At 69.4% G+C, this 19089-nt stretch carries 17 protein-coding genes, 1 tRNA gene and 3 pseudogenes; 5 read left to right on the top strand and 16 right to left on the bottom strand.

Annotated features, from left to right (window positions below; genetic code table 11):
* The first annotated feature begins 49 nt into the window (after positions 1 to 49).
* From E0D90_RS02585 to E0D90_RS02575, 3 genes are all read left to right on the top strand, one after another.
* Positions 50 to 123, top strand: a tRNA-Thr gene (locus E0D90_RS02585).
* 255 nt (positions 124 to 378) lie between these two features.
* Positions 379 to 1014, top strand: a complete 636-nt coding sequence (locus E0D90_RS02580; RefSeq protein ID WP_130796441.1) for a hypothetical protein — start codon at positions 379 to 381, stop codon at positions 1012 to 1014.
* Positions 1015 to 1732: 718 nt separating this feature from the next.
* Positions 1733 to 2401: a pentapeptide repeat-containing protein gene (locus tag E0D90_RS02575; protein ID WP_157996800.1), complete on the top strand. Its 669-nt coding sequence runs from the start codon at positions 1733 to 1735 to the stop codon at positions 2399 to 2401.
* Positions 2402 to 2456: 55 nt separating this feature from the next.
* On the opposite strand, the gene E0D90_RS02570 is transcribed toward E0D90_RS02575, so the two are convergent.
* From E0D90_RS02570 to E0D90_RS02555, 4 genes are read right to left on the bottom strand one after another with little or no spacing between them, the layout of a single operon-like run.
* Positions 2457 to 3221: a TatD family hydrolase gene (locus E0D90_RS02570; RefSeq protein WP_130796439.1), complete on the bottom strand. Its 765-nt coding sequence runs from the start codon at positions 3219 to 3221 to the stop codon at positions 2457 to 2459.
* Positions 3205 to 4476, bottom strand: coding sequence for a queuosine biosynthesis protein queC (locus E0D90_RS02565; RefSeq protein ID WP_130796438.1), 1272 nt, complete (start codon positions 4474 to 4476; stop codon positions 3205 to 3207). The genes E0D90_RS02570 and E0D90_RS02565 overlap by 17 nt, the downstream gene beginning before the upstream one ends.
* Entirely contained in the window at positions 4473 to 5312 is an 840-nt protein-coding gene (locus E0D90_RS02560; protein WP_130796437.1) for a hypothetical protein, read from the bottom strand. The genes E0D90_RS02565 and E0D90_RS02560 overlap by 4 nt, the downstream gene beginning before the upstream one ends.
* Positions 5312 to 7006, bottom strand: a complete 1695-nt coding sequence (locus tag E0D90_RS02555) for a KAP family P-loop NTPase fold protein (RefSeq protein WP_157996799.1) — start codon at positions 7004 to 7006, stop codon at positions 5312 to 5314. Before E0D90_RS02555 ends, E0D90_RS02560 begins: the two co-directional genes overlap by 1 nt.
* A 476-nt stretch (positions 7007 to 7482) precedes the next feature.
* On the opposite strand from E0D90_RS02555, the pseudogene E0D90_RS27590 reads away from it, so the two are divergent.
* Together E0D90_RS27590 and E0D90_RS28685 are read left to right on the top strand one after the other, a co-directional pair.
* Positions 7483 to 7605 (top strand): annotated as a pseudogene (locus tag E0D90_RS27590) (IS5 family transposase); the annotation flags it as partial.
* 36 nt (positions 7606 to 7641) lie between these two features.
* Positions 7642 to 8034, top strand: coding sequence for a DUF6615 family protein (locus E0D90_RS28685; RefSeq protein WP_498072956.1), 393 nt, complete (start codon positions 7642 to 7644; stop codon positions 8032 to 8034).
* A 2-nt stretch (positions 8035 to 8036) separates the two neighbouring features.
* Here E0D90_RS28685 and E0D90_RS28680 read toward each other — a convergent pair.
* The 12 genes and pseudogenes from E0D90_RS28680 to E0D90_RS02485 all read right to left on the bottom strand — a co-directional run.
* A pseudogene (locus E0D90_RS28680) lies at positions 8037 to 8273 on the bottom strand (tyrosine-type recombinase/integrase); the annotation flags it as partial.
* 585 nt (positions 8274 to 8858) lie between these two features.
* Positions 8859 to 9728: pseudogene (locus tag E0D90_RS02535) on the bottom strand (AAA family ATPase); the annotation flags it as partial.
* A gap of 194 nt (positions 9729 to 9922) precedes the next feature.
* Positions 9923 to 10144, bottom strand: coding sequence for a hypothetical protein (locus E0D90_RS02530; protein WP_103502148.1), 222 nt, complete (start codon positions 10142 to 10144; stop codon positions 9923 to 9925).
* A gap of 76 nt (positions 10145 to 10220) precedes the next feature.
* Complete coding sequence (locus E0D90_RS02525; protein WP_130796434.1) at positions 10221 to 10643, bottom strand: hypothetical protein; 423 nt, start codon at positions 10641 to 10643, stop codon at positions 10221 to 10223.
* The gene (locus E0D90_RS02520) at positions 10618 to 11280 is read right to left on the bottom strand and encodes a hypothetical protein (RefSeq protein ID WP_130796433.1); all 663 of its coding nucleotides are present in this window, start codon (positions 11278 to 11280) and stop codon (positions 10618 to 10620) included. The genes E0D90_RS02525 and E0D90_RS02520 overlap by 26 nt, the downstream gene beginning before the upstream one ends.
* A gap of 57 nt (positions 11281 to 11337) precedes the next feature.
* Complete coding sequence (locus tag E0D90_RS02515; RefSeq protein ID WP_227869941.1) at positions 11338 to 12894, bottom strand: putative type IV secretion/conjugal transfer ATPase; 1557 nt, start codon at positions 12892 to 12894, stop codon at positions 11338 to 11340.
* A gap of 18 nt (positions 12895 to 12912) precedes the next feature.
* The gene (locus E0D90_RS02510) at positions 12913 to 13323 is read right to left on the bottom strand and encodes a DUF6238 family protein (protein WP_130796432.1); all 411 of its coding nucleotides are present in this window, start codon (positions 13321 to 13323) and stop codon (positions 12913 to 12915) included.
* Positions 13324 to 13373: 50 nt separating this feature from the next.
* The gene (locus E0D90_RS02505; protein WP_130796431.1) at positions 13374 to 14837 is read right to left on the bottom strand and encodes an SCO6880 family protein; all 1464 of its coding nucleotides are present in this window, start codon (positions 14835 to 14837) and stop codon (positions 13374 to 13376) included.
* A gap of 118 nt (positions 14838 to 14955) precedes the next feature.
* Entirely contained in the window at positions 14956 to 16353 is a 1398-nt protein-coding gene (locus E0D90_RS02500) for an SCO6881 family protein (protein WP_130796430.1), read from the bottom strand.
* Between the two features lie 31 nt (positions 16354 to 16384).
* Positions 16385 to 17086: a prolipoprotein diacylglyceryl transferase gene (locus E0D90_RS02495; RefSeq protein ID WP_130796429.1), complete on the bottom strand. Its 702-nt coding sequence runs from the start codon at positions 17084 to 17086 to the stop codon at positions 16385 to 16387.
* On the bottom strand, positions 17086 to 17394 hold the full coding sequence (locus E0D90_RS02490) for a DUF6112 family protein (RefSeq protein WP_130796428.1): 309 nt from the start codon (positions 17392 to 17394) through the stop codon (positions 17086 to 17088). Before E0D90_RS02490 ends, E0D90_RS02495 begins: the two co-directional genes overlap by 1 nt.
* Positions 17395 to 17477: 83 nt before the next feature.
* Complete coding sequence (locus tag E0D90_RS02485; protein ID WP_130796427.1) at positions 17478 to 18608, bottom strand: C40 family peptidase; 1131 nt, start codon at positions 18606 to 18608, stop codon at positions 17478 to 17480.
* Between the last annotated feature and the right edge of the window lie 481 nt (positions 18609 to 19089).

Here is a 19089-nt window from a genome sequence, read left to right as displayed (position 1 = left end):
ACCCTGCACAGACCACCCCCGGACCTGTGTAGACTTGCCCGCGCAACACGCCGCCTTAGCTCAGTCGGCCAGAGCGACGCACTCGTAATGCGTAGGTCGGGGGTTCGACTCCCCCAGGCGGCTCCCCCAAAGGCCAGGTCAGACTCCGTCTGACCTGGCCTTTCTCATGTTTCGGGGCTGACGGCCACTTATCGGGCCGGTCCCGTCCATGCCGCGAAATCCAAGGGGAGCGCAAGGGGAGCGCATCGGACCAGCGCGGGTGCAGGAGGGTGCGCACACCCCACCGCTAACGCGCGCGCCGCGTCCTCGCTTCGTCCGAGGACCATTCGCGCGCCGCTTGTCGGACTCCGACAACATGGACCCCGTAGGCTTGCGGTCGTGGTAGAAGCCATAGCCTCACTCCCCTTCCGGACCCTGGTCACCCAGGCGACCGCCCTCCTGCTGACCCACGGGGTCGAAGTAGAGACGGAGGCCGTGCGAGGCGTCGCGATGCACCTCGTCCACACGGCGGCGCAGCGGATCGGCATGGACGAGAGCGAGGCCGTCGCGCTGGTCACTCCCGAAGCGGTCTCCGACGTCATCATCGGCGCCTGCGAGGACGGTCCGGGGACAACCCCGCCGCACGCGGTACGGCCGGTGCGCATCGACGACCGGATGGTCAGCGTCTCCGTCAAGCACCTCGGCCACCTGGTCACCGCCGCCTCGCAAGCAGGCAAGTACGCCGGACTCAACGGCGACGGCCCCGCCGCGGCACACCTCCTGGACCTCGCCACCGAGATCGGCGCCGCACTGGTCCGTCGCCACATCGACGGCGCCGCCGACATCCCGGTCGGCGTCCTCGACGAATTGGCGGACTTGGTGGACGCCATTGCAGACCGGATCGAGGCTGACGGCTGGAGTGTCTGCCCGTGCGGGGAGATTCACGGACAGGAGAAAGTGGATGCCGGCACGCTGCCGGTCATGCGCCGTCATGCGGAGCTCGCTCGCGGCTTGCGTGCTGATGGCTCCGCGTAGACCCGCCAGAGGCTGCTGCTAACCGGAGCGGGAACGACATGGAACTGAAATACGGGTGCTGCCGTCGGCTCACCGCTGACTACCGGTTCCGTCCGGGGTGCGCGCTCCCGGTGGGGCCTTCGGGACCGAAGGGAACGCCGGCGGGGACGCTCTGCCGTTGCGCCGAGCGAACCTTCGAACGCTTGGCGGAGGGGTACCTCGCGCGATGGCCTCCGGGCGAGGAGTCCTTCACCGACTTCAACCTTCACGACATCCGCCGGGAACACGGTGTCCGCGTGGCCACTCTCCAGTTCACCCGTGAACGGGTCCGGGATGACCCGGGCACCTTTGCCGTGTGGGGCCGTTCATGGGCGAGCCCCGGCTTGGGCCGATGCGCTCGGCCTGTTGACAGGCTAGCGCGTGCAGTTACTGGCTGGGGCTGAGGTCCGCTCAGTTACGGCGCGGACCTCAACCTTGTCGGGCGGAGTGACGTGCCGGTCGGCGGAAGTCGTCCTGGTGTACACGGCGCCGAGCGCGCGGTGTGCACCATGGCGGCCGGACACGGTAGAAACATCGCATGTGGTGGAGGAAGACACGGTGGATCGCTCTGTCAGCCATGGGTGCGGCGTTGCTTGCTGGCATATTGGCTCTCGTCTTCACTCCACTCACTCGGCGTCTGACGCGCTGGGTTACGAGCAGCGATTGGTCTTCTCTGGATGCCCCTGGCCGGGCAGCAGCCGTGGGCCAGTTCCGTCTCGCGATCGTGCAGGTGGTCGCCGCTGTCGGGGCCGGTATCGCCCTCACCTACACGGCGCGTACCTTTCGGCTCAGTCGCCGGGGTCAGGTCACTGATCGCTTCACCAAGGCGTTGGAGCGGCTGAGCTCGGACGAGGTGTATGTGCGTATCGGGGGTGTCTTGGCGATGGAGCAGATCGTCCAGGACGCGCCGGACCAGGGCGAGCATGCGGCGCGGGTACTCAATGCCTTCGTGCGCCGTCATGCACCGGACGCTGCGGCGACGGCGCTGGATGCAGCGCAGCTGCCCAAGAAGCCGGAGGAGCAGGTCCAGGAGGCGCTGCGTGCACTGACGGTGAAGCGTTCTTGGCGGGGCGGCCGTCACAGGCCGGTAGACCTGGCTGGCCTCCATCTGAAGGGTGCACAGCTCCAAGGCGCCTATTTGCAGGGAGCCCTAGTGAAAGGAGCCACCCTCGCCGAGGCGGACCTACGCGGTGCGAACCTCAAGGGCGCCGACCTGGCAGACACCGATCTCACTCGCGCCAACCTGTCCACCGCGCGTGGGCTGGAGGAAGCGCAGCTCCTCAAGGCGGGCATTCTGCGCGGATGTCGTCTGCCGGATTCGCTTGCCGACCGCCCTGAGATCGCAGATCGCGTCGGCGCGAGTGAGTGAACCACGGCGGGTCGTATGCTGCCGTCTCGCGTGACGCGTGCCGAACCGTTTGGGGTCAGGCTTCCAGTGCCCAGTCCGCGATGGGCTCCGGCAGACGGTCCAGCACCTGCGTCCGAGTGGTCAGTTCACGCAGGTTCTGCCAGAAGCGGCGCCTGATCAGCTGGGGTGTCGTGCCGTGAAGTTGGGCTAGCCGTTGTTCGATCGGCTCGATGACACCGGGGCGGGTCGCTCGAGTGGTCCGTCTGCTGGCGGGGAAGTCGGTCTCGGGAAGCAGACGGTCCAGGGGGAACGCGGTCAGGGCGTCGTCTGGCATGGCGGCGTTTACCGAGAAGTAGGCGCCCAGGTCAAGGGCCTGCTTCTGCTCGGCGGGGCTGCCCAGGAACCAGTGCAGGATGATGCCCGGATGCGGGCGGCTGGTGAGCAGGTCCATCAGAGGTCCGGTGCGCCCGCTGCTGTGCAGGGAGAGGACGACCGGTTCATCGCGCGCAGCGTCGAGGATCTCGGTGAGCACGGAGCGCTGCGTGTCGAGGCTGCCGCGGCGGTCGAGTCCGACTTCGCCGATGAGGCAAGTCTGCTTCAGGGTGGTGCGGAACTGGCGCGGGCTGAAGGCCTTGAGCGCGGCCGGTACCGCGGGGTGCACGCCAGTGCCCCAGACCAGAGTGGTGTCCCGGCGTCGCAGGGCGTGGGTGGTCTCTGCCGGCGTGCGGGTCATAGCGAGCACGACAGCCCCGTGGAGTGCGTCGATCTGGGAGTCGGTGACGTCGGGGGCGATGTGGGCGTGGCAGTCTAGCTCAGGTAGTTCGTCAGGGGAGTGGGACACGGCTCAGTTCCTGGAGGCCTCGCTGGCACAGGTCCACGACGGCGTCGAAGTCGGTCTCGGGGGGCAGATCGCCGACGGCAAGGATATCGGTGTCCTCGATGCCGTTGAGGATGGCTTGCTGGACGTCGTGAACATCTCTGCGGCGGTTGGTGAGCAGCAGCTGGTGCGATGTGCCGTCTAGGCGGTCAACGAGGTAGGCGGTGTGGTCGCGATAGGGGCCGGTGGTGAAGGACCCGCGGCGTACCAGGCAGGCCACGCACAGGCCGCAGTTGAGGTTCGCGTTACCGCCCGGATAGCGGGCCCCGTCGAGTTTGCCGCAGGAGAGGGTCTCGGCGGCCGCGGCGAGCAGCGTGTCTCCGGCGCGGTCGTGGGCGCGTGCGAGGAGCTCGCCTTTGGTTCGGTGTAGGTAGGGGTTGGCGATCTGGACGGAGATGTCTGCGCTAGCCAGAAGGCTATTGAGGCGGCTGAAGGTTCCGGGATGAGTGGACCGGGTAGACAGGGCGCCGCCGCGTGCTGGGGTGAATGGTGGGTTGATGCTGGTGAATCCGTTCTCGGGCACCGTGACCTGCGGGCTGGCGGCGCTGGCTGCGGTCGCGGCAGCTAGGGCAGCGAACAGCAGGCTTCGGCTGCGTGAGGAGGGCTCCGCGGAGGGGCCGGTCTGACAGATCTTGGTGCTGAGATGCCGCAGGGGCTGGGAGGCGCGACTCTGCAGCCACGAGCTGGCTTTGGTCTGTGCGCTGCGGACTGCGGTGCTGCCGTCGTAGTGGCTCAGGTAGATCCGTTGGGTGCCGTCCGGCAGGTGGTCGACGGCGCCGCACAGAGAGTCGAGGCCGCCGCTCAGGAGCATGACGTCGTCGGCCGGTTCCAGGGGAGTCAGTGTCCGGTCTGTGGGCGGGGCGGGTACGGCGTGCAGGTGCCATAGGTCACCGGTGAGCCAGCGCAGCAGCTCTTCGACGAGTTGGCCGCAAGTACCTCGCCAGGGTTCGGGGTTCACCGTGTGGGCGGTGAGCTCGATTGTCCTGACGAACGTGAGGGGACGGCGGACCGCGCGATCGGCGAGATATGCCGATGCCGCGATACGGGCCAGATCTGCCGCGGTCACAGGGGCCCGCCCGATCAGGTCCAGATCCCACCCGAGGGTGCCGGTGACTTCGACGGTCGGGCCGTCGTCGCGCGTACGGGCCCAGCGCACGGGCCTGGCAGAGGGTTCGTGCTGATCGGCGTCGTGCGGGAGCACTTCGATGGCAGTGGTCATGAGCGTCGTGCGCGCAGCATGCGCAGTGCCTCCCCGGTCACCTTGGCTGCTGTAGCGGTGAATTCCTGTACAGTCATGCCTCGCGTATCGGGAACGAGAAGGCCTTTGAGCCGACGCTCTAGCCAGGAGCGCAGCCATCGTTGTTTACGGATGGCCTCCTGCGCGGTCAGGTTCCCCCGGGCCTTCTGAGAGCCGAGTTCGACCACGGAGAGCTCGTAAATCCACTCGGTGACGAGTCCTCGCATGCCCTCCTGTGGTGCGGGCGGCAGGGGATCGAGGAGTACGGCCTTGACCCATCTGGTGGCGGCTTTCCTCAGGGCGGCTTCGTCGGGGTGGCCTGCGTCGCCGAGCACCGCCTGCAGGATGCGGGAGATCTGTGCCCGTGGGCCCATGCTTCGCAGCTCGGCGAGATCGAGGCCGAGTTCCTGAAGTCGGGCTGCGTCACCGCTGCGCAGCGCGTAGGCGCCGGCAAGTGCAGCGGCCCCACGGGCGGAGCCTTTGACGACCTGCCGTCGTGAACCTGCACCGGCTCTGCCCGTGGGTGTTCGGGTTCCTGCGCCGGCGCCCCCTCCCCCGCTGCCTCGGGGAGAGGCAAGCAGGGCGGAGAGCGGGTACCCGGCGGCCGATGGCTTTCCGCGGTCCGCGTCGTCCTTCTGCAGGGCCGCGCCGAGAGCGTCGAGGAGATTGTCGAGCGGCTGCTGCTGGTCCTGCGCGGGATCGGGAGGATGCCCGGGGCCGGAGCCGGCCGGCGCAGAACTGGGCAGGGCGTCAAAGGCGTCATGGGCTTCCTGCCAGTCGGACGTACCGCTGCCGCCGTAGGAGCCGGAGGTACCCATCAGCGCCCCAGTGCCATCTGTGCCGCTTGCTGCACCGCCGGCTCGATGTCGGTGGCCTCGGCCAGCTGGGGAAGCAGCGCCCGCAGCTCTTCGACGCCGCTGGTGTCGATGTCGACGACGGCGCCGGGCAGGAGGTACTTGCGTACCTCCCACAGACCCTGCGCGATCAGCGCCCGCAGCTCGACTGTGTGGATGGCTATATGGACGAGGGAGTGAACCAGGTGATCGGTTTCTGACTCCCGGCGTGCCCGCTGAATGAGTGCCTGGGCAACTGCTTGCTGGTCGGTGACGGGGGCAGCCACGATCTGTGTCTGGGCATCACTGCGGTGCGGGTCCGAAGCGCTGGCCAGGTCGCTCGCCCAGGAGAGCTGCTGCTGTGTCAGGGAGGCCGCGGCCGTGAGACTCACCAGTGACGCGGCCAGGCTCAGATACGGGCCGATCGGGGCGTTGATGAGGTCGGGGTCAGACGCGGCCCACTCCTTGCTCATTTCGCTGACCTCGCCGGGCTTGTCACGCTCCTCGCCACGCCCCCAAGCCTGCCAGCGCTGCAGCAGTTCGCTGCGCTGGGCGTCCCGGAGTCCAACAAGCGTCTCGAAGTCCTTGCTGTGGCTGTCTTCCAGCAGCATGAGCTTGGCGATCACCGAGGCCTCGATGGCGATGCCGTGCCGCTCGGCGATCCTGGTACGCAGCGCCCACGCATTGAGGAACCGCTTGATGCTGCGGGGACTTCCCGAGCGGTGAGCTGACAGGCCGGTGGCGAGGCGGCTGGCCAGCCCTACGGTGTCGGCATCGGGTTCCCACGGCAGGCTCTGCATGTCGGCCAGGACGGGTGACAGGCCCTGAGCACGTCGCTGTTGCGCGTGTCCGATCAACTGTGTGTACTGCTCTTGCTGCGGACAGCGTTGTTCGGACAGCAGGAGGGTGATGAACGCGGCGGCCTCGTCCGCACTGATACGCGGGAGCGACAGGGGCAGTTGGACGATTTTTTCCAGGTAGCGCTGCGCAAACTGTTCGCCGCGGCCTGTGGCGTCGAGGCTGACGGCGATGGACTCCCGCACCATCTCCTGATCAGCCGCCAGGACGAAGGCCACCTTCTCAACCGACAAGAACAGCTTGATGGCCTCCAACGTGGCCATCACTGCGTCCGGTAGGCATCGGTCAAGGTCGTCTACCAGTACGACCAGCCGCTGCAGCGGAGCGAGGTCCTGGAGCAGCTTGGCGAACTCACTGCGAAAGCCCGCCAGGCTCTTGGCGTTCTCCTTCGATCGGGGCGTGAGCGCTTTGACGAGCTCTTCGGTCTGCGCTACCAGCCTGCCACGGGCCATGCTGGAGGCGACGCGTGACCAACTGATGCGCTCCAACAGGTCTTTGACCCGGTCATCGAGTCCTTCATCCGGGTACGTCGTGAGGAGGTCCTGTAGGACTTCACCGATGACGGCGCCGCGCACATCAAACTGGTCGTCAAACTCCCACGGATCGAGCCGAATGACGCGGTAGCCGCTCTGGCGGCTCAGCTCGGCCTGCAGCAGGCCCAGAACGGTGGACTTCCCTCCGCCCCAGGGAGCGTTGATGCCGATGGTCACGGGGTCCAGGGAGCGGGACTGCAGAGCAGCCGCGACGGTGTCAACGATCGAGGTGAACCCCAGAAGGTCGACCGTCGTCGGGTTGTCATCCCACAGTTGCAGCTCACTCATCATGCGCCCCCGGCCAGCTCGGTCTCTCTCACCGCCGCGCCCTCATCCGGCCCTGCCAGTCAGGGAAGCGTCACCGCAGGAGCGACCTCGGGTGATCGAGCACAAGAGCTCAGTGCCCGACTACTGCACCGTTCTCGTCGATGGCATCATGCTTAGCACAGCGCTGATGCAGTCTCAGGGAGCGACACACCGCCCGAGGCGTCGTAGCGGCAGCTGACATCTGTCGCCGTCGACGGAGATGCGGCCTGCTGGCCGCCGTGAAATAGGCGGGCAGTAGGAGCTGTGGAAACGGTTCTGGTTGGGGCCGACTAGCGCGTCTTTTCTCCTGTTTTGGTTGAGAATGATGGGCTTTGCGTGGTGGGAGGTGGTCGTGCCGGTGAGGCTCTTGGTGTAGGAGGGGCTCGATCGCGCGATGAGGTGATGGCTGGGGCGGGAGACGGTGTACGCCTGTCTCGACCCCGCGCGCCCGCCTTAGCCCGACCCGTTCCGAAGCCATGATCCACCTCGCAATGACCGACCTGATGGCCCGCCGCCTCACCGGCGAAGCCACCATCTCCTGGCGCGACTCAACACCCGCAACCCAACCTCACATTCCAGGACGAAACACCAGGAGAAAACGACCTTTCAAGAATACGGTGGCATCCGGATGTCTTCCGTTCTACGTCCTCTACAACCACCGGAACTGGGTCCCCTACGACAAGCGCATGGCACCGCAGGATTGTGCTCACAGCCACGCCGACCAGCGGCAGATGGGATGCACGATCGTCTCGGCGCTTGCCGTACAGCGCGTACTCGACGATCCCCACGTGCCTGCCGGACACGTCGATGCGTGCAGATGGAGACCGGGCCCACCCGTAGAAGACGAACCCGGTCGGAGCGGCAGATGCACCAGTTGGTCCCACTACGCCGCAGGCACTTCCCGCCCTGTCGCTCCGCAGGTGCACGAACAGGTGCATTCTTCGGCTGCCTTGAGTCCGGAGACCGTCTGCCGGGCAGCGCGTTGTTCGATGGCAGAGCGAATGGCTTGAGGCGCGCGGGGGACGAGTTTGACGACGGCTTCGGCGGCTTCGCGGGCGAGGTCGTCGAGGACGGACTGGTAGATGTCCCGGGTGATGCGGGAGTCGCTGTGGCCGAGTGTGTCGGAGACGACCTTGATGTCGACGTCGGCGGCGAGCATGAGAGTTGCGGCGCCGTGGCGGAGGTCGTGGAGGCGGATGGGCGGCAGGCCGGCTTCGGCGATGAGGCGCCCGGAAAGGTCTCCGACCTGCGTCACCCTCTTCGGCCATGAGGTGGACCTCGTGCATCGCCACGTTCGTCGGGCCGAAGCAGGTGTGCCAGTGGTTCAGATCGCCGCCGACTCGCTCGGCGGCGGCGTGGGCCCCTCGGTAGAGGTCCCAGCCAAGCGGCGCCTTGGCGGCGCGGACGGCGGCGACGGCACCTTGCAGGTGCAGTGCGCCGTACGCCGACCAGTGCTCCGGGGAGGAGCCGTCGTCCGGCTTGCACTGGGCGATAGTCTGCTTGGCCAGCTCGTAGCTGTCGGACACGTCACCGGATGTCGTGAGTACACACGAGAGGTTCCAGGCCGCGGCAGCAAGAAGCGCAGGGTCGCCGGCGTTGTCGGCCAGCGAAAGGCCCCGGTCAGCCGCAATCCGGGCGAGAGTCGGTTCGCCGACCCGGCGCAGCCAGATCTGATGCAGCCCGTACAGGCTGATGAGCTGACGAAGGACAGCGGGCTCGTCCTCGGAGCGGGCGTCCCGTAGCGCGGCATGCCCCTGTCGCAGCAGCCCTGGCAGGCGTTCGCCGACGTCCCGGTAGCGAGCTTGGGCCTGCGTCTCGTAGACCTTCCAGGCGTCCGCGACACGTGTCGGGCGACCCGGACCACCCGGGCATCGACCCTCAGCGCCAGGGCGAGGTCATAGTCCGTGCCGATCTGGATCTGCACGCTGAACCGGGACGCGAGCGCCTCGGTCAACACGGCCCCGTGGACGCCGGGATTGTGGCCCGCCACCACGTAGAAGCCCGGCTCGGCCTTGATGGTCTCACCCTTGTGGGCCTTGACCTGGATCTGCCTGCGCCCGTCCATCGCGGGATACAGCGCCGCCAGGACCTTCGGTGAGATCAAGGTGGCATCGTCGATCAGCAGGGCGCGGCCCTCGGTCATCGCGGTGACCAGCGGACCGTACTGGAAGACGTAGGCTCCCGCGTCGTCCTGTGTGTACTCGCCGACCAAGTCGCCGACCGTGGTGTCGCCGTCACCGGCGACGGTGAGCAGGTCCGGGAACGCCGCCTCGACCAGACTCGTCTTGCCGGTGCCCGGAGGGCCATAGAGCAGCACCGGCACATCGGCGTCGCGCAGGCGATTCAGCGCCTCGACGTCGGGCAGATCGGCCAGCTCCCGGGGGTGGTAGAGCTGGCCCCCCGCGCGGCGGATCGGGCCGGTCTGCCTGGGCGTGGCTGCTGCGGGAATGGTCGTGCGGGCCGTGGCCGCCTGGGCGCGGGGAGAGTGGGTGCCCGGTGGGCTGATCACAGCCCTCTGCGCAGCTGCGGCGGTTTTCGCGTTCGCGCGGAACTCCGGTTGTCCGGTTCCGCCTTGGTCGGCCTCGCCGCGTCGCACCAGGGTGAGGGCGGCGTTACGGACGGCGCCATGGGAGTGGCCCAGATGCCTGGCCATGCCCCCGATGGTGAGCGTGTCCGCCGGCCGGTCCGCCAGCAGTCGGGCCACCTTGGCCCGTAGTTCGCCGCCCTTAGTGCGCGCTGGACCGGCAGGCGTTCGAGGTGTGGTCAAAACGAGGGCCCTTCAACAGGTGCGGGCGCGGGCGGAGTTGGCGAGGCGCCGGAGAGGCTGGCCGCTCTCGGAGCGGGATCACGGACTGTGCCGGCATCGGCGACCGGGCCAACCGGGCGTACCGTCGGCGCTCACCGGCCGACCGAGGGCTCGGTCCAGGTGCACGGGATGGCCGGCGACGAGCAGCTCGCTGGCTGCCGGGCAGACCCGTGCGTCGGCTCCATACCGGGTTCCGTCGCTCGGCAGGCGCAGCCGGGCGTCTCTTCGAAGCCGGCCTGGAGCAGGATCCGCCGGGCGGCGGCGTTGTAGCCGGTGGTGGTGATCTCGCCGGTGATGGCGTGCCGGATCGTCATGAACGGCTCTGCTGGTGCTTCGGACAAGGCGGATCTCCTACCGGTGGTAGCGGGAAAGCGGTGGGGTGTTGGGTGGTCAGCGGGTGCGGCGCGGTGCCGTAGCCGCCGGGGCCGAGTACGGCGTTTCTGCCAGTGGTGCCGGGGCGGTCGGGCGGTGGGGCGAGGTCAGAAGGGCTGCGTGTGCTCGGGCTTCGTGTGCGGGCGGTCGGATGTCCCGCTGACGGGGGTGCGGGAGGGCGGTCAGCGGCGGAGCGTCGGCAGGGGTGATGTCGAGAGTGACGGCGAAGTCGAGCTGGATGTCGGTGAGTTCCTCGCGAAGAGCGCTGACCTGCTGGGCGGTCGCACGAAGCCGGCCGGCGAGTTCCTGGCCGTTCGGCGTCCCGAGCCGCTCGGACCACGCGACTGCGTTGCCGACGAACTCCTCCAGGTCGGCGACCGCCCCGAGGCGTTCATCGACGACCTGGTCGAGACGGTCAGCGACATCGGTCGCGCGGCGCACCTCGTGCAGCTCGCCGGTCAGCGCCGTGACCGACTGGGCCGGCCCGGGCCTCGCGAGCCGGCATGCCGTCCGGGACCGGGACCGAAGGCGGCACCATGATCCGTGGATCGGCGAGGACCGCGAGCCGTGCGTCGTGCAGCACCTGGCTGGCGCCAGATACCGCGCGGACCGCGGTGTTGTGCGGGGTGCCGGTCGGCAGGAGGTAGAGGTCCTGGCGGTCGCTGTAGGCGAAACCGTGGGAACGGAGCACCTCGTCGAGGAAGGGCCGGTCATCAGCCACAGCGGCCACAATTCCGAGGCCGGGATCGGCGCCGAATACGACGTCGGGCTCCAGCTGAAGACCACCGGCTGTTCCGCGCTGGCCGTGAACGCCCGTGGCGGTAGCCGCGGTGGGGAGGTCGTATGCCTCGGCGGCGTCGACCTGGAAGTTCGCTGCCCGAAGGGACTGGACGGCCCGCTGGGCACGTGGGGTCTGGTCTGGGTCCGCGGCGGCGAGGACGTACTGGCCCGACCCGGCCAGCGGCCGGAATCCCGCCTGGCGCAGGGCGCGATCGGCCGCAGGGTCCTCGTGCGCGAGCTGAGCGGTCACGCCGTAGCGGTCATGATGCTCGACGGCTATGCGTGGGCTGTCCGTCATGAGATACCGCCTCATCGAAAGAATGAAGAGAGGAATGGAGTGCTGGGAGTTTCCGCGCTAACCGCCGGTTTGGTCCGGCCGGAAAAATGTGCTATCGGAAGATTCGTGGGGGTTTGTTCCCATCCGGGAGTCCGTATCGAACAGATCGCGTTCGAGGGGGTGGAGGAGGTGCTGCGAGATGAAGGAGCGGCCGGCGATCTTCCACAGGCCGCGGCCCTTGGTGAGGGCGGAGACGGCCTGGGTTTCCACGCCTGTCAGGCCGAGCAGGGCGCCGGCCGCGGTGAGCTGGTCGGCTTCTTGCCGGTAGATGATCCGAGTGGAGCAGTCGCTGAGCAGGCCCTCGGCGAGCGCCCGTCCACGGGAGCCGGCGTCATCTGCGGACAGCAGGTCGGACAGCCGGTGGATGATCATGACGTTGGCGATGCCGAGGCCGCGGGAGAGTTTCCACTGGCTCTGCATGCGCTCCAGCAGGGCGAGGTGCCGCATCACGCGCCATGCCTCGTCGTAGATCACCCATCGTCGGCCGCCTGCGGGGTCGGCGAGAGCGGCTTCCATCCAGGCGCTCGCGCAGGTCATGGCGAGGACGAGGCCGGTGTCGTCTCCGGCGCTGCCGAGGCGGGAGAGGTCGATCGTCAGCATCGGGGCCGAGGGGTCGAAGCTCACGGTCGAGGGTGCGTCGAAGAGTCCGGCCAGGTCGCCGTGGACGAGGCGGCGCAGGGCGTGGGCGAGGTCTTCTGCGGCCTGGCCGAGGCGTCCGGCGGGTTCTCCGGAGGCGGCGTCGAGGCGTGCGGGTGAGGCGAGGACCGCGGCGACGTCGCCCAGCAGCGGGGGGACGTGTGCCGCCGTTGCTTGCGTGACAGCGTCGTCGAGGGCGACATCGAGCGCGGTGTGTTCCATCGGCAGCAGATCCCGGGCCAGAACGGTGCGGGCTAGGCTGCCCAGCAGCAACAAGCGGCGTTTGCGGACCTCGGCCGACCAGTCACGTGCGGTGATTCCGGCGGGCTTCGTCGGTGCGTCCAACGGGTTCAACCGCCCGGGCAGTCCCGGGCCGAGCGCGATGGTCTGGCCGCCCAGAGCCTGGGAGAGGACCGTCCACTCCGCTTTGGGGTCACACGGCACATAGATCTTGTAGCCGAACGCCACCGCCCGCAGGGCGAGGCTCTTGGCGAGGGCGGACTTGCCCATACCGATGACGCCGGCGATCACGGCGTTGGGGTTGGTGAAGCCTTCCAGCTGGCCGTAGAGCTGGAACGGGTCGTAGCAGAAGGCAGCTTCGGAATGGACATCCTGGCCGACATAGATACCCCGTGCGCCCAAGCCGCCCTCGGCCAGGAACGGGTACGCCCCGGCGGCGACGGCGGTGGTCATTCGGTGCTCGGGCAGATCGAGGCGCCCGCCGCGGGCCGAGGCGGGACCGGGCCGTCCGGTGGCCGGGTAGGTGGGCACCAGCTCCGGGTCAGGGCCGTGTTCGGCGCGGCGCCTGGCGGGCCGGTTCGCGTGCTGGGCCTGGGCGCGGGCGGCGGCCAGCCGGTCGCGGGTGGCCCGGGCGGTGCGGCGGTCGGCCTTGTGCGGGGTGAACAGCGGGCTGGCAGAAGCGCGGCGGGGCGTGTGCATGAGTGGGTGTCCTGGTGGTCAGTAGCGGGTCAGGCCGGTGAACGGGTCGTGGAGGTCGGCCGGGGTGTGGTCGCGCCGGACGTGGGCGGCGGTGGCCAGGTGGCTTTGGCAGATGGTGAGTTCGGGGGCGCCTTCGGGCAGACGGGCACGGCAGGCTTCGCGGGTGGGCGGTCGACCGTCGGGGTGGGGTGCGGCGTGGTAGGCGGCGTGGAGGTGGTCGGCGGCCTGCCAGATCCGCACCCGGCTCGCCCGCAGGTGGCCGCCTTCGACCGGGGCGGTGGTGTGAGCGTCCAGGAGGGCGTAGAGCGCGAGGAGGTGGGCGTGGAGGGCGTCCAGCTCGGTGCGGGTGGCGGCCACCGGCCCTGCGGGAACGGTCAGGGCCCGGTGGAAGTCCAGCGCCTCGGTGGCGTGGTGCAGCTCGGACGGCATGCGGCGGGTCCTTCGGGTAGTGGCCAGCGGGCGGACGGGAAGGGCGCGTCTCAGCTGCGGGCGAGCGGGAGGGCGGCGGCGGTGAAGGCTTCGGCCTGCTGCCAGGTCAGCGGGCGCAGGTCGATCAGGGCGGCGACGGCGGCGGTCTCCACCGTCGCGCACGCGGCCCGCAGGTCGCCCTCGGTGTCGGCGGAGACGGTGATCAGGCCGAGGAGTCCGATGTCGGCGTGGCCGGCGATGAGCTGGCGTTCGCGGTCACGGACGTCGGCGTACTCGACGTTGTCCTCCTCGGAATCGACCTGGCCCTTGCGCTGGCGCTCAGCGGCGTCGGCGACGACGGTGGCCTTGCGGCGGCGGACGTCCTTGAGCGCGGCCTCCAGGCCCTTCGGGCTGTAGGTGAGGGAGAGGGTGCGGCGCACGCCGGCGGTGAACAGCACCTGGTGCAGAAAGCCAGGCGAGGCTTCGATGCGCGGCCAGTTCTCCACCCAATAGACGGCGTGGTGGGCAGTATCGGTGCGGATCCGGTCGGCGCTCTCCACCAGGACGACCGGCCCGGCCGCTGCAGGTGCCGCCTGCGGACGGCCGGTCGGCGACCAGCGCTCCAGGGCAGCGGAGGCGGCCGGGTCGTACGCGCTGCGGACCACGGCGGCGATCTGCGGAGCGGTCAGCCAGCCGGACGGGGTCAGGCCGCTTGTGCGGGCGGCCTGGTCGAAGGTGTTCGTCAGCTGGGCCAGGACGGTGAAGGCACCGGTCAGTCCGCCGCCAGCCTGGTTGCTCAGGCGACGGGCCGCCCGCATGTCGAGCGCGATCGCGACATACGCCTCGTGCGGGGCCGCGGCCGGTCCGGCGGCTGCCAGGAGGTCGGCATAGACCGGTCCGGCGAGGCGGGCGTCGGGGTGGCCGTGCTCGTGCCAGTGCCGGGTCAGCGCATCGCCGGAGTCAGGGACGGTCCGCTCCAGCACCTGGACCCGCGCGACATGGCCAGTGCGGGCCAGGGCCGCCAACGTGCGTCCCCAGCCGGCAACGTTCGCGTCCTGCATCGGCGCATCCAGCAGCGCGAACGCGCGGCTGGAAACCCGCACGACCGCGGTGAGGGTCTCGCGGTGCGGGTCGTGGACCGCGTCCAGGCGCCCGTTCGGGGAGGTGACCACCCGCAGCGAGGCGGCGGTGCCGGGCAGGTGCAGCAACCCGTCGCGCCGCACCCGGGTGGCCGGGCGCGCCAGCCAGACCAGCTGACCGTGCAGGCGCCGCACCGTGTACCGGGCGGCGATCGGCGTCCAGTCCGCCAGCGTCCGCCCGCAGTACCGCAGGAACACCACCGCCGCCACGGCCGCCCACACCGGGAGCAGGATCAGCGCCCCCAGCACACCGGAGATGACCAGCACCGCGAACAGCACCAGCCCGGTCACGGCGACGACAAGGAGTTGAGGCGCGGAGAGCCCCAGCAGGACCCCACGGCGCGAACGGGTCGGAAACTTCACCGGAGCCGGGCCGGCGGAGACATCGGGATGCATGGCAGAACCGTCCTAGGAACACGAAGAAGGCAGGAGAGGAAGAGAAGGAAAGGGCGCCCGGAGGGTGGGCCGCGGCGGCTGCCCGGCCCACCCTTGAGGGCTGAGGGCTGAGGGCTGGTCAGGCTGGCGCGCCGCCGTTCGGTGGCCGCTCGAACGACGGCCCAGGACTACTGCCGCCCTGGGGTGGCGGCCCGGCGTCTCGCGGAGCCGGAGGAGCAACCCGAGCGGTCGACGCAGGTGGCGGCGGTGGGGCGGGAGTTCCGCCGGAGGGCCCTTCCGCCGTCGCCGCACCGCCGGCACCGGCGCCTTGGCCTGGCCTACGGATGAGGGGCCGGCCCCGGTCACCGCTGGTCGGCGGTCGCTGGATCAGCGCCCGGCCCTTGTCGCCGGTGGCCTTCGGGTCCTCGCCGAAGCGGAAGTGCGTCTGCGCCGGCTCCTGCGGAGCCGCGCCGGCCGCGGGGCCGCTGTTGCTCGGCTTGATCCCGGCGGCGATACCGCCCGCGCCCTGGCCCGCGACGGTGGCCGGGCCCTGCGGGGCTCGTCCGCCGGCCCGTGCCTGGAACGCGAGCATCCCGGCGGTCTTGCCCGCGCCCGCGGCCACCGCCAGCCCGGCGACGCCGCTGCGGTGCATATCGCCGCCGTCGCCGCCGTCCGATGCCCAGTGCACGAACTTGTAGGTGATGTACGGGCAGAGCAGCACCAGAACGAGCACGACGATGCCGGCCATCGCATCGGAGAGCGCCGCCAGGCCGTCGCCGGGCTCGGACTTGCCCATAGCGCTGACGCCGATCAGGAAGACGATCGTCATCAGCAGCTTGCTGACAATGAGGGTTGCCGTCGCCTCGATCCAGCCCCGCCGCCACTTCCGTGCGACCTCCCAGCCGCCGCCGGCCCCGGCGAACACGGCCAGGCTCACCAGGATCAGGATGCCGACCTTGCGGGCCACCATCACCGCCCAGTACAAGAACGCTCCGATCGCGGCGCCGATGGCAACGAACGTCGGGACCAGCCAGCCGAGTTCGAACATCGCCCCGTACTGCGAGACCTGGACGACCCGCCGGATCGCGTCGTCCACCGAGGAGTTGGCGGCCTGGAACAGCCCGGCGGACAGGGCGTCCACCACCGTCAGCGCGACCGTGGTGAGCGCGATCGCGCTGAACGCGAACAGCACCCCGATCATCGTCCCCGAAGCCGCCTGCACCAGCGCCCGCTCATCCCTGCGCCACGCGGCCCGCACCAGCTGGAGAATGAACGTCGCTACCGTCAAGGTGAGGCCGATCGGCAGCAGCAGCTCGTAGTTGTCCTTGAACCAGGACGCGGTCAGATCAACCCGGGTGGTGGCATCCACCGCCCGCGCCGCCAACTCCGCTGCACTCGCCGCGAGTTCACCGGCGCTCCTGGCGATCCAGGCACCGATGCCATCCGTGATGGCGCCGCCCGGATCGGTGACGAAGTCGATGGCGTCAACGACGTCGCAGACTTTGTCGACCAGGGGGATGTTGCAGATGTCCGGCATGGCTACCGCCCTTCCTTCGCTTCAGCGGACGTCACGGCAGCACCTGCGGCAGCACGCCGGCCAGCGCACACGCCTGATCGGGACGGCACTGCACGGCCAAGGTCACCGAGCGGGCCTCGGCACCCGCGCCGGAGCCGGTCCAGGCCAGGGTCTGCTTGCCGTGCACGGTGACGACGTAGACATACGCCTCGGTGATCGCCCCGGGCTCGCTCGCCATCGCATCCAGGAACGCCTGCGGGAACCGGCCCTGGGCCGCCTCGGCGGACGCGCGCTGCTTGTTCTCCGCCATCCGCTCCCATAGCGCGCCGTCCGGCAGCTGCTTGTTCACCGACGCCCAGTCCGCGTACCGGCTCTCGCCGGTCATCCACTCCTTCAGCCCGGCCAGGTGCTCCTTGTGAGAGGCGGAACGGGTGTCGTAGGACCACAGCGCCACGGCCGCCGCCTTCGCGAACTCCACCGGATCACCCGAACGCGACCGCCCCCCGCTGCCCGGAGCGTCCGCGCCCGGGTCCGGGTCTTCCGGTGGCGCCTCGGACGCCGAAGGGGCAGGCGGTTCGGGCTGCGCGGACGCTTCCGGCTTTCCTTCGCCGGCCGGCGGTGCCCCGTCCCGGGTATGGAAGGCCAGGAGCCCGGCCAGGGCGGTCAGCACCAGCAGGACCGCGCCCCCGAGCAGGGACCGCCGCACCGCGACGGACGGCGAGCCCACGCCGGCAGGCGAATAGTGCTTCTTCATCACTGCACCTGCGTTCCGAGGGCGGAGAAGAACGCCACGATCCCGTTCGCCGCCCCCAACAGCAGAGCGCAGGCAGCGGCAACGACCGTGCCCTTCTTCCCGTTGGCCTCCGCCTGGTGACCGCCCGAGTGATGGCCCCAGGCCCAGATCAGCGCGGACACCGCCAGGGCGCCGACCACGGCGATGATCGCGAACAGATTCAACGAGTTGATGACGGTGCGCAGCACGCTGAGGCCGGGCAGACCGCCCTCGGCCGGCGTGACCCCTGGGTCATAGGCCAGGTACTGCACGCGTTCAAGGAACGTCAACGGAAGACTCCAGTTCGAAGTGCGGGCAGGGTAAAGCCCGCCGGTGGCAGAAGAGGGGGAAGAGGTAAGGGGCGCGGCTACGGTCAGGTGACCCGGCGCGCGGCGAAGATCTGGGGCTTCCAGTCGGCCAGCGGCTCGACCCGGACCACCGCTCCGGTGCGCGGTGCGTTGATCACCAGACCGTGGCCGATGACCATCCCCACGTGTTCCGGCTGAGCCGTCGTCCCGCGGTTGAACACCAGGTCGCCCGGTTCGAGATCATCGAGATCGACGGACTTGCCGTCCTTGATCTGGGTGTAGGTCGTCCGGCTGATGTCGATGCCGGCGGCCTTGTATGCCTGCCGCATCAACGAGGAACAGTCGCAGCGGCCCAGCGGATCCTCGCCATGCGCGGCCGTACACGAGCCACCCCACTGGTACGGCGTCCCGAGCTGTCCCAGCGCCCAGCGGATCGCCACCTGAACCGGACCCGGTGCGTCCTCGGGGACCTCGTAGCCCTCCGGGAGCGTGCCCTCGGGAATCGGGCCGTACCCGGAGCCGTCCCCCTCCTGCTCGCACCCACCGGTGCGGGGGTCTCCCGGATCGGCGTCCTCGTCGCCGGCCCGGCCGTCCTCGTCGTCGAGGGTCGGGGCGATCGCTTCCTGTAGCGCCCGTGCCAGCGGTTCCCACTTCGCGTACGCGTCCGGGTAAGCCGAGCGCTGCACCGCCTGCGCGGCCTGGGTGACCGTCAGCGACTCCCAGCCCGCCACCGCCAACAGACCCTCATAGAACTTCCGCGAGCTGTAGACCGGATCCATGATCTGCTCGACCGTGCCCCACCCCTGGCTGGGGCGCTGCTGGAACAACCCCACCGAGTCCCGGTCGCCATAGTCGATGTTGCGCAGCGACGACTCCTGCATCGCGGTCGCCAGCGCGACGACCTGCCCGCGCACCGGTACGCCCATGGCCACACCGGTCGCCTGGATCGTCCGGGCATTGGGAATCTGCTCCTGCGGATCCAGCAGCGGACCGACCTCGGCACCCTCGCCGTCTGCGCCGTTCAGGATCGACTCCACCTGCTCGGCCACCGCCGCAGCATCGACACCCGGGGCGTTGTCCTCGCAGTTCGCGGCGACGTTCGCACCGGCCGAACCGGCGGAGATGGCGACCACCGGAACGATCAACAGCAGCGGACTCGCGGCCACCGCGGTGGCCGCGAGCACCACCTTCTTCATCGCCGACCACCACAGCGGGCGGACATCGGTATGTGGGCATGCCGCATCAGCAGCTCCTTGCTCGTAGGCAGTGTGGCGCCGGCGTTCTCGTCGAAAAGGTCACCGGCGCCACACCGGTCGAAATGAATCGCAACCCCGTCAAGGGCAGTACGGACCGATACCGCGCGCTGCTAACACGCCATCAACGGACCGCTTATCGAAACGCGGCAGCAAGCCGCGCTCCTAATCTGACACGCCACACGAAGAACACCTCGCATTCCCGGGCCAGTCGGTCTCCGGCACGCTTCAACGACTCTCCCGGGTGGACGGAAAAGCACGTCTCAGCACCGTTCAACAGAACCCGGGTTGAGTCCCTGGCCTGCGAACACGCCCAGACTGTAGAGGCAGATCCCGGCCGCACCAAACGAGCCGCCAACCAAGATCCACGAAATTGGTGCGGCCGGAATGCGCCGTTACCATCCAGCACACCCGCCGCCCCGAG

It is taken from the genome of Streptomyces otsuchiensis, assembly GCF_004305975.1.
Lineage (GTDB): Bacteria > Actinomycetota > Actinomycetes > Streptomycetales > Streptomycetaceae > Streptomyces > Streptomyces otsuchiensis.
The sequence above is the reverse complement of the archived record's forward strand: the minus strand, read 5'-3'. Positions and strand labels throughout refer to the sequence as shown.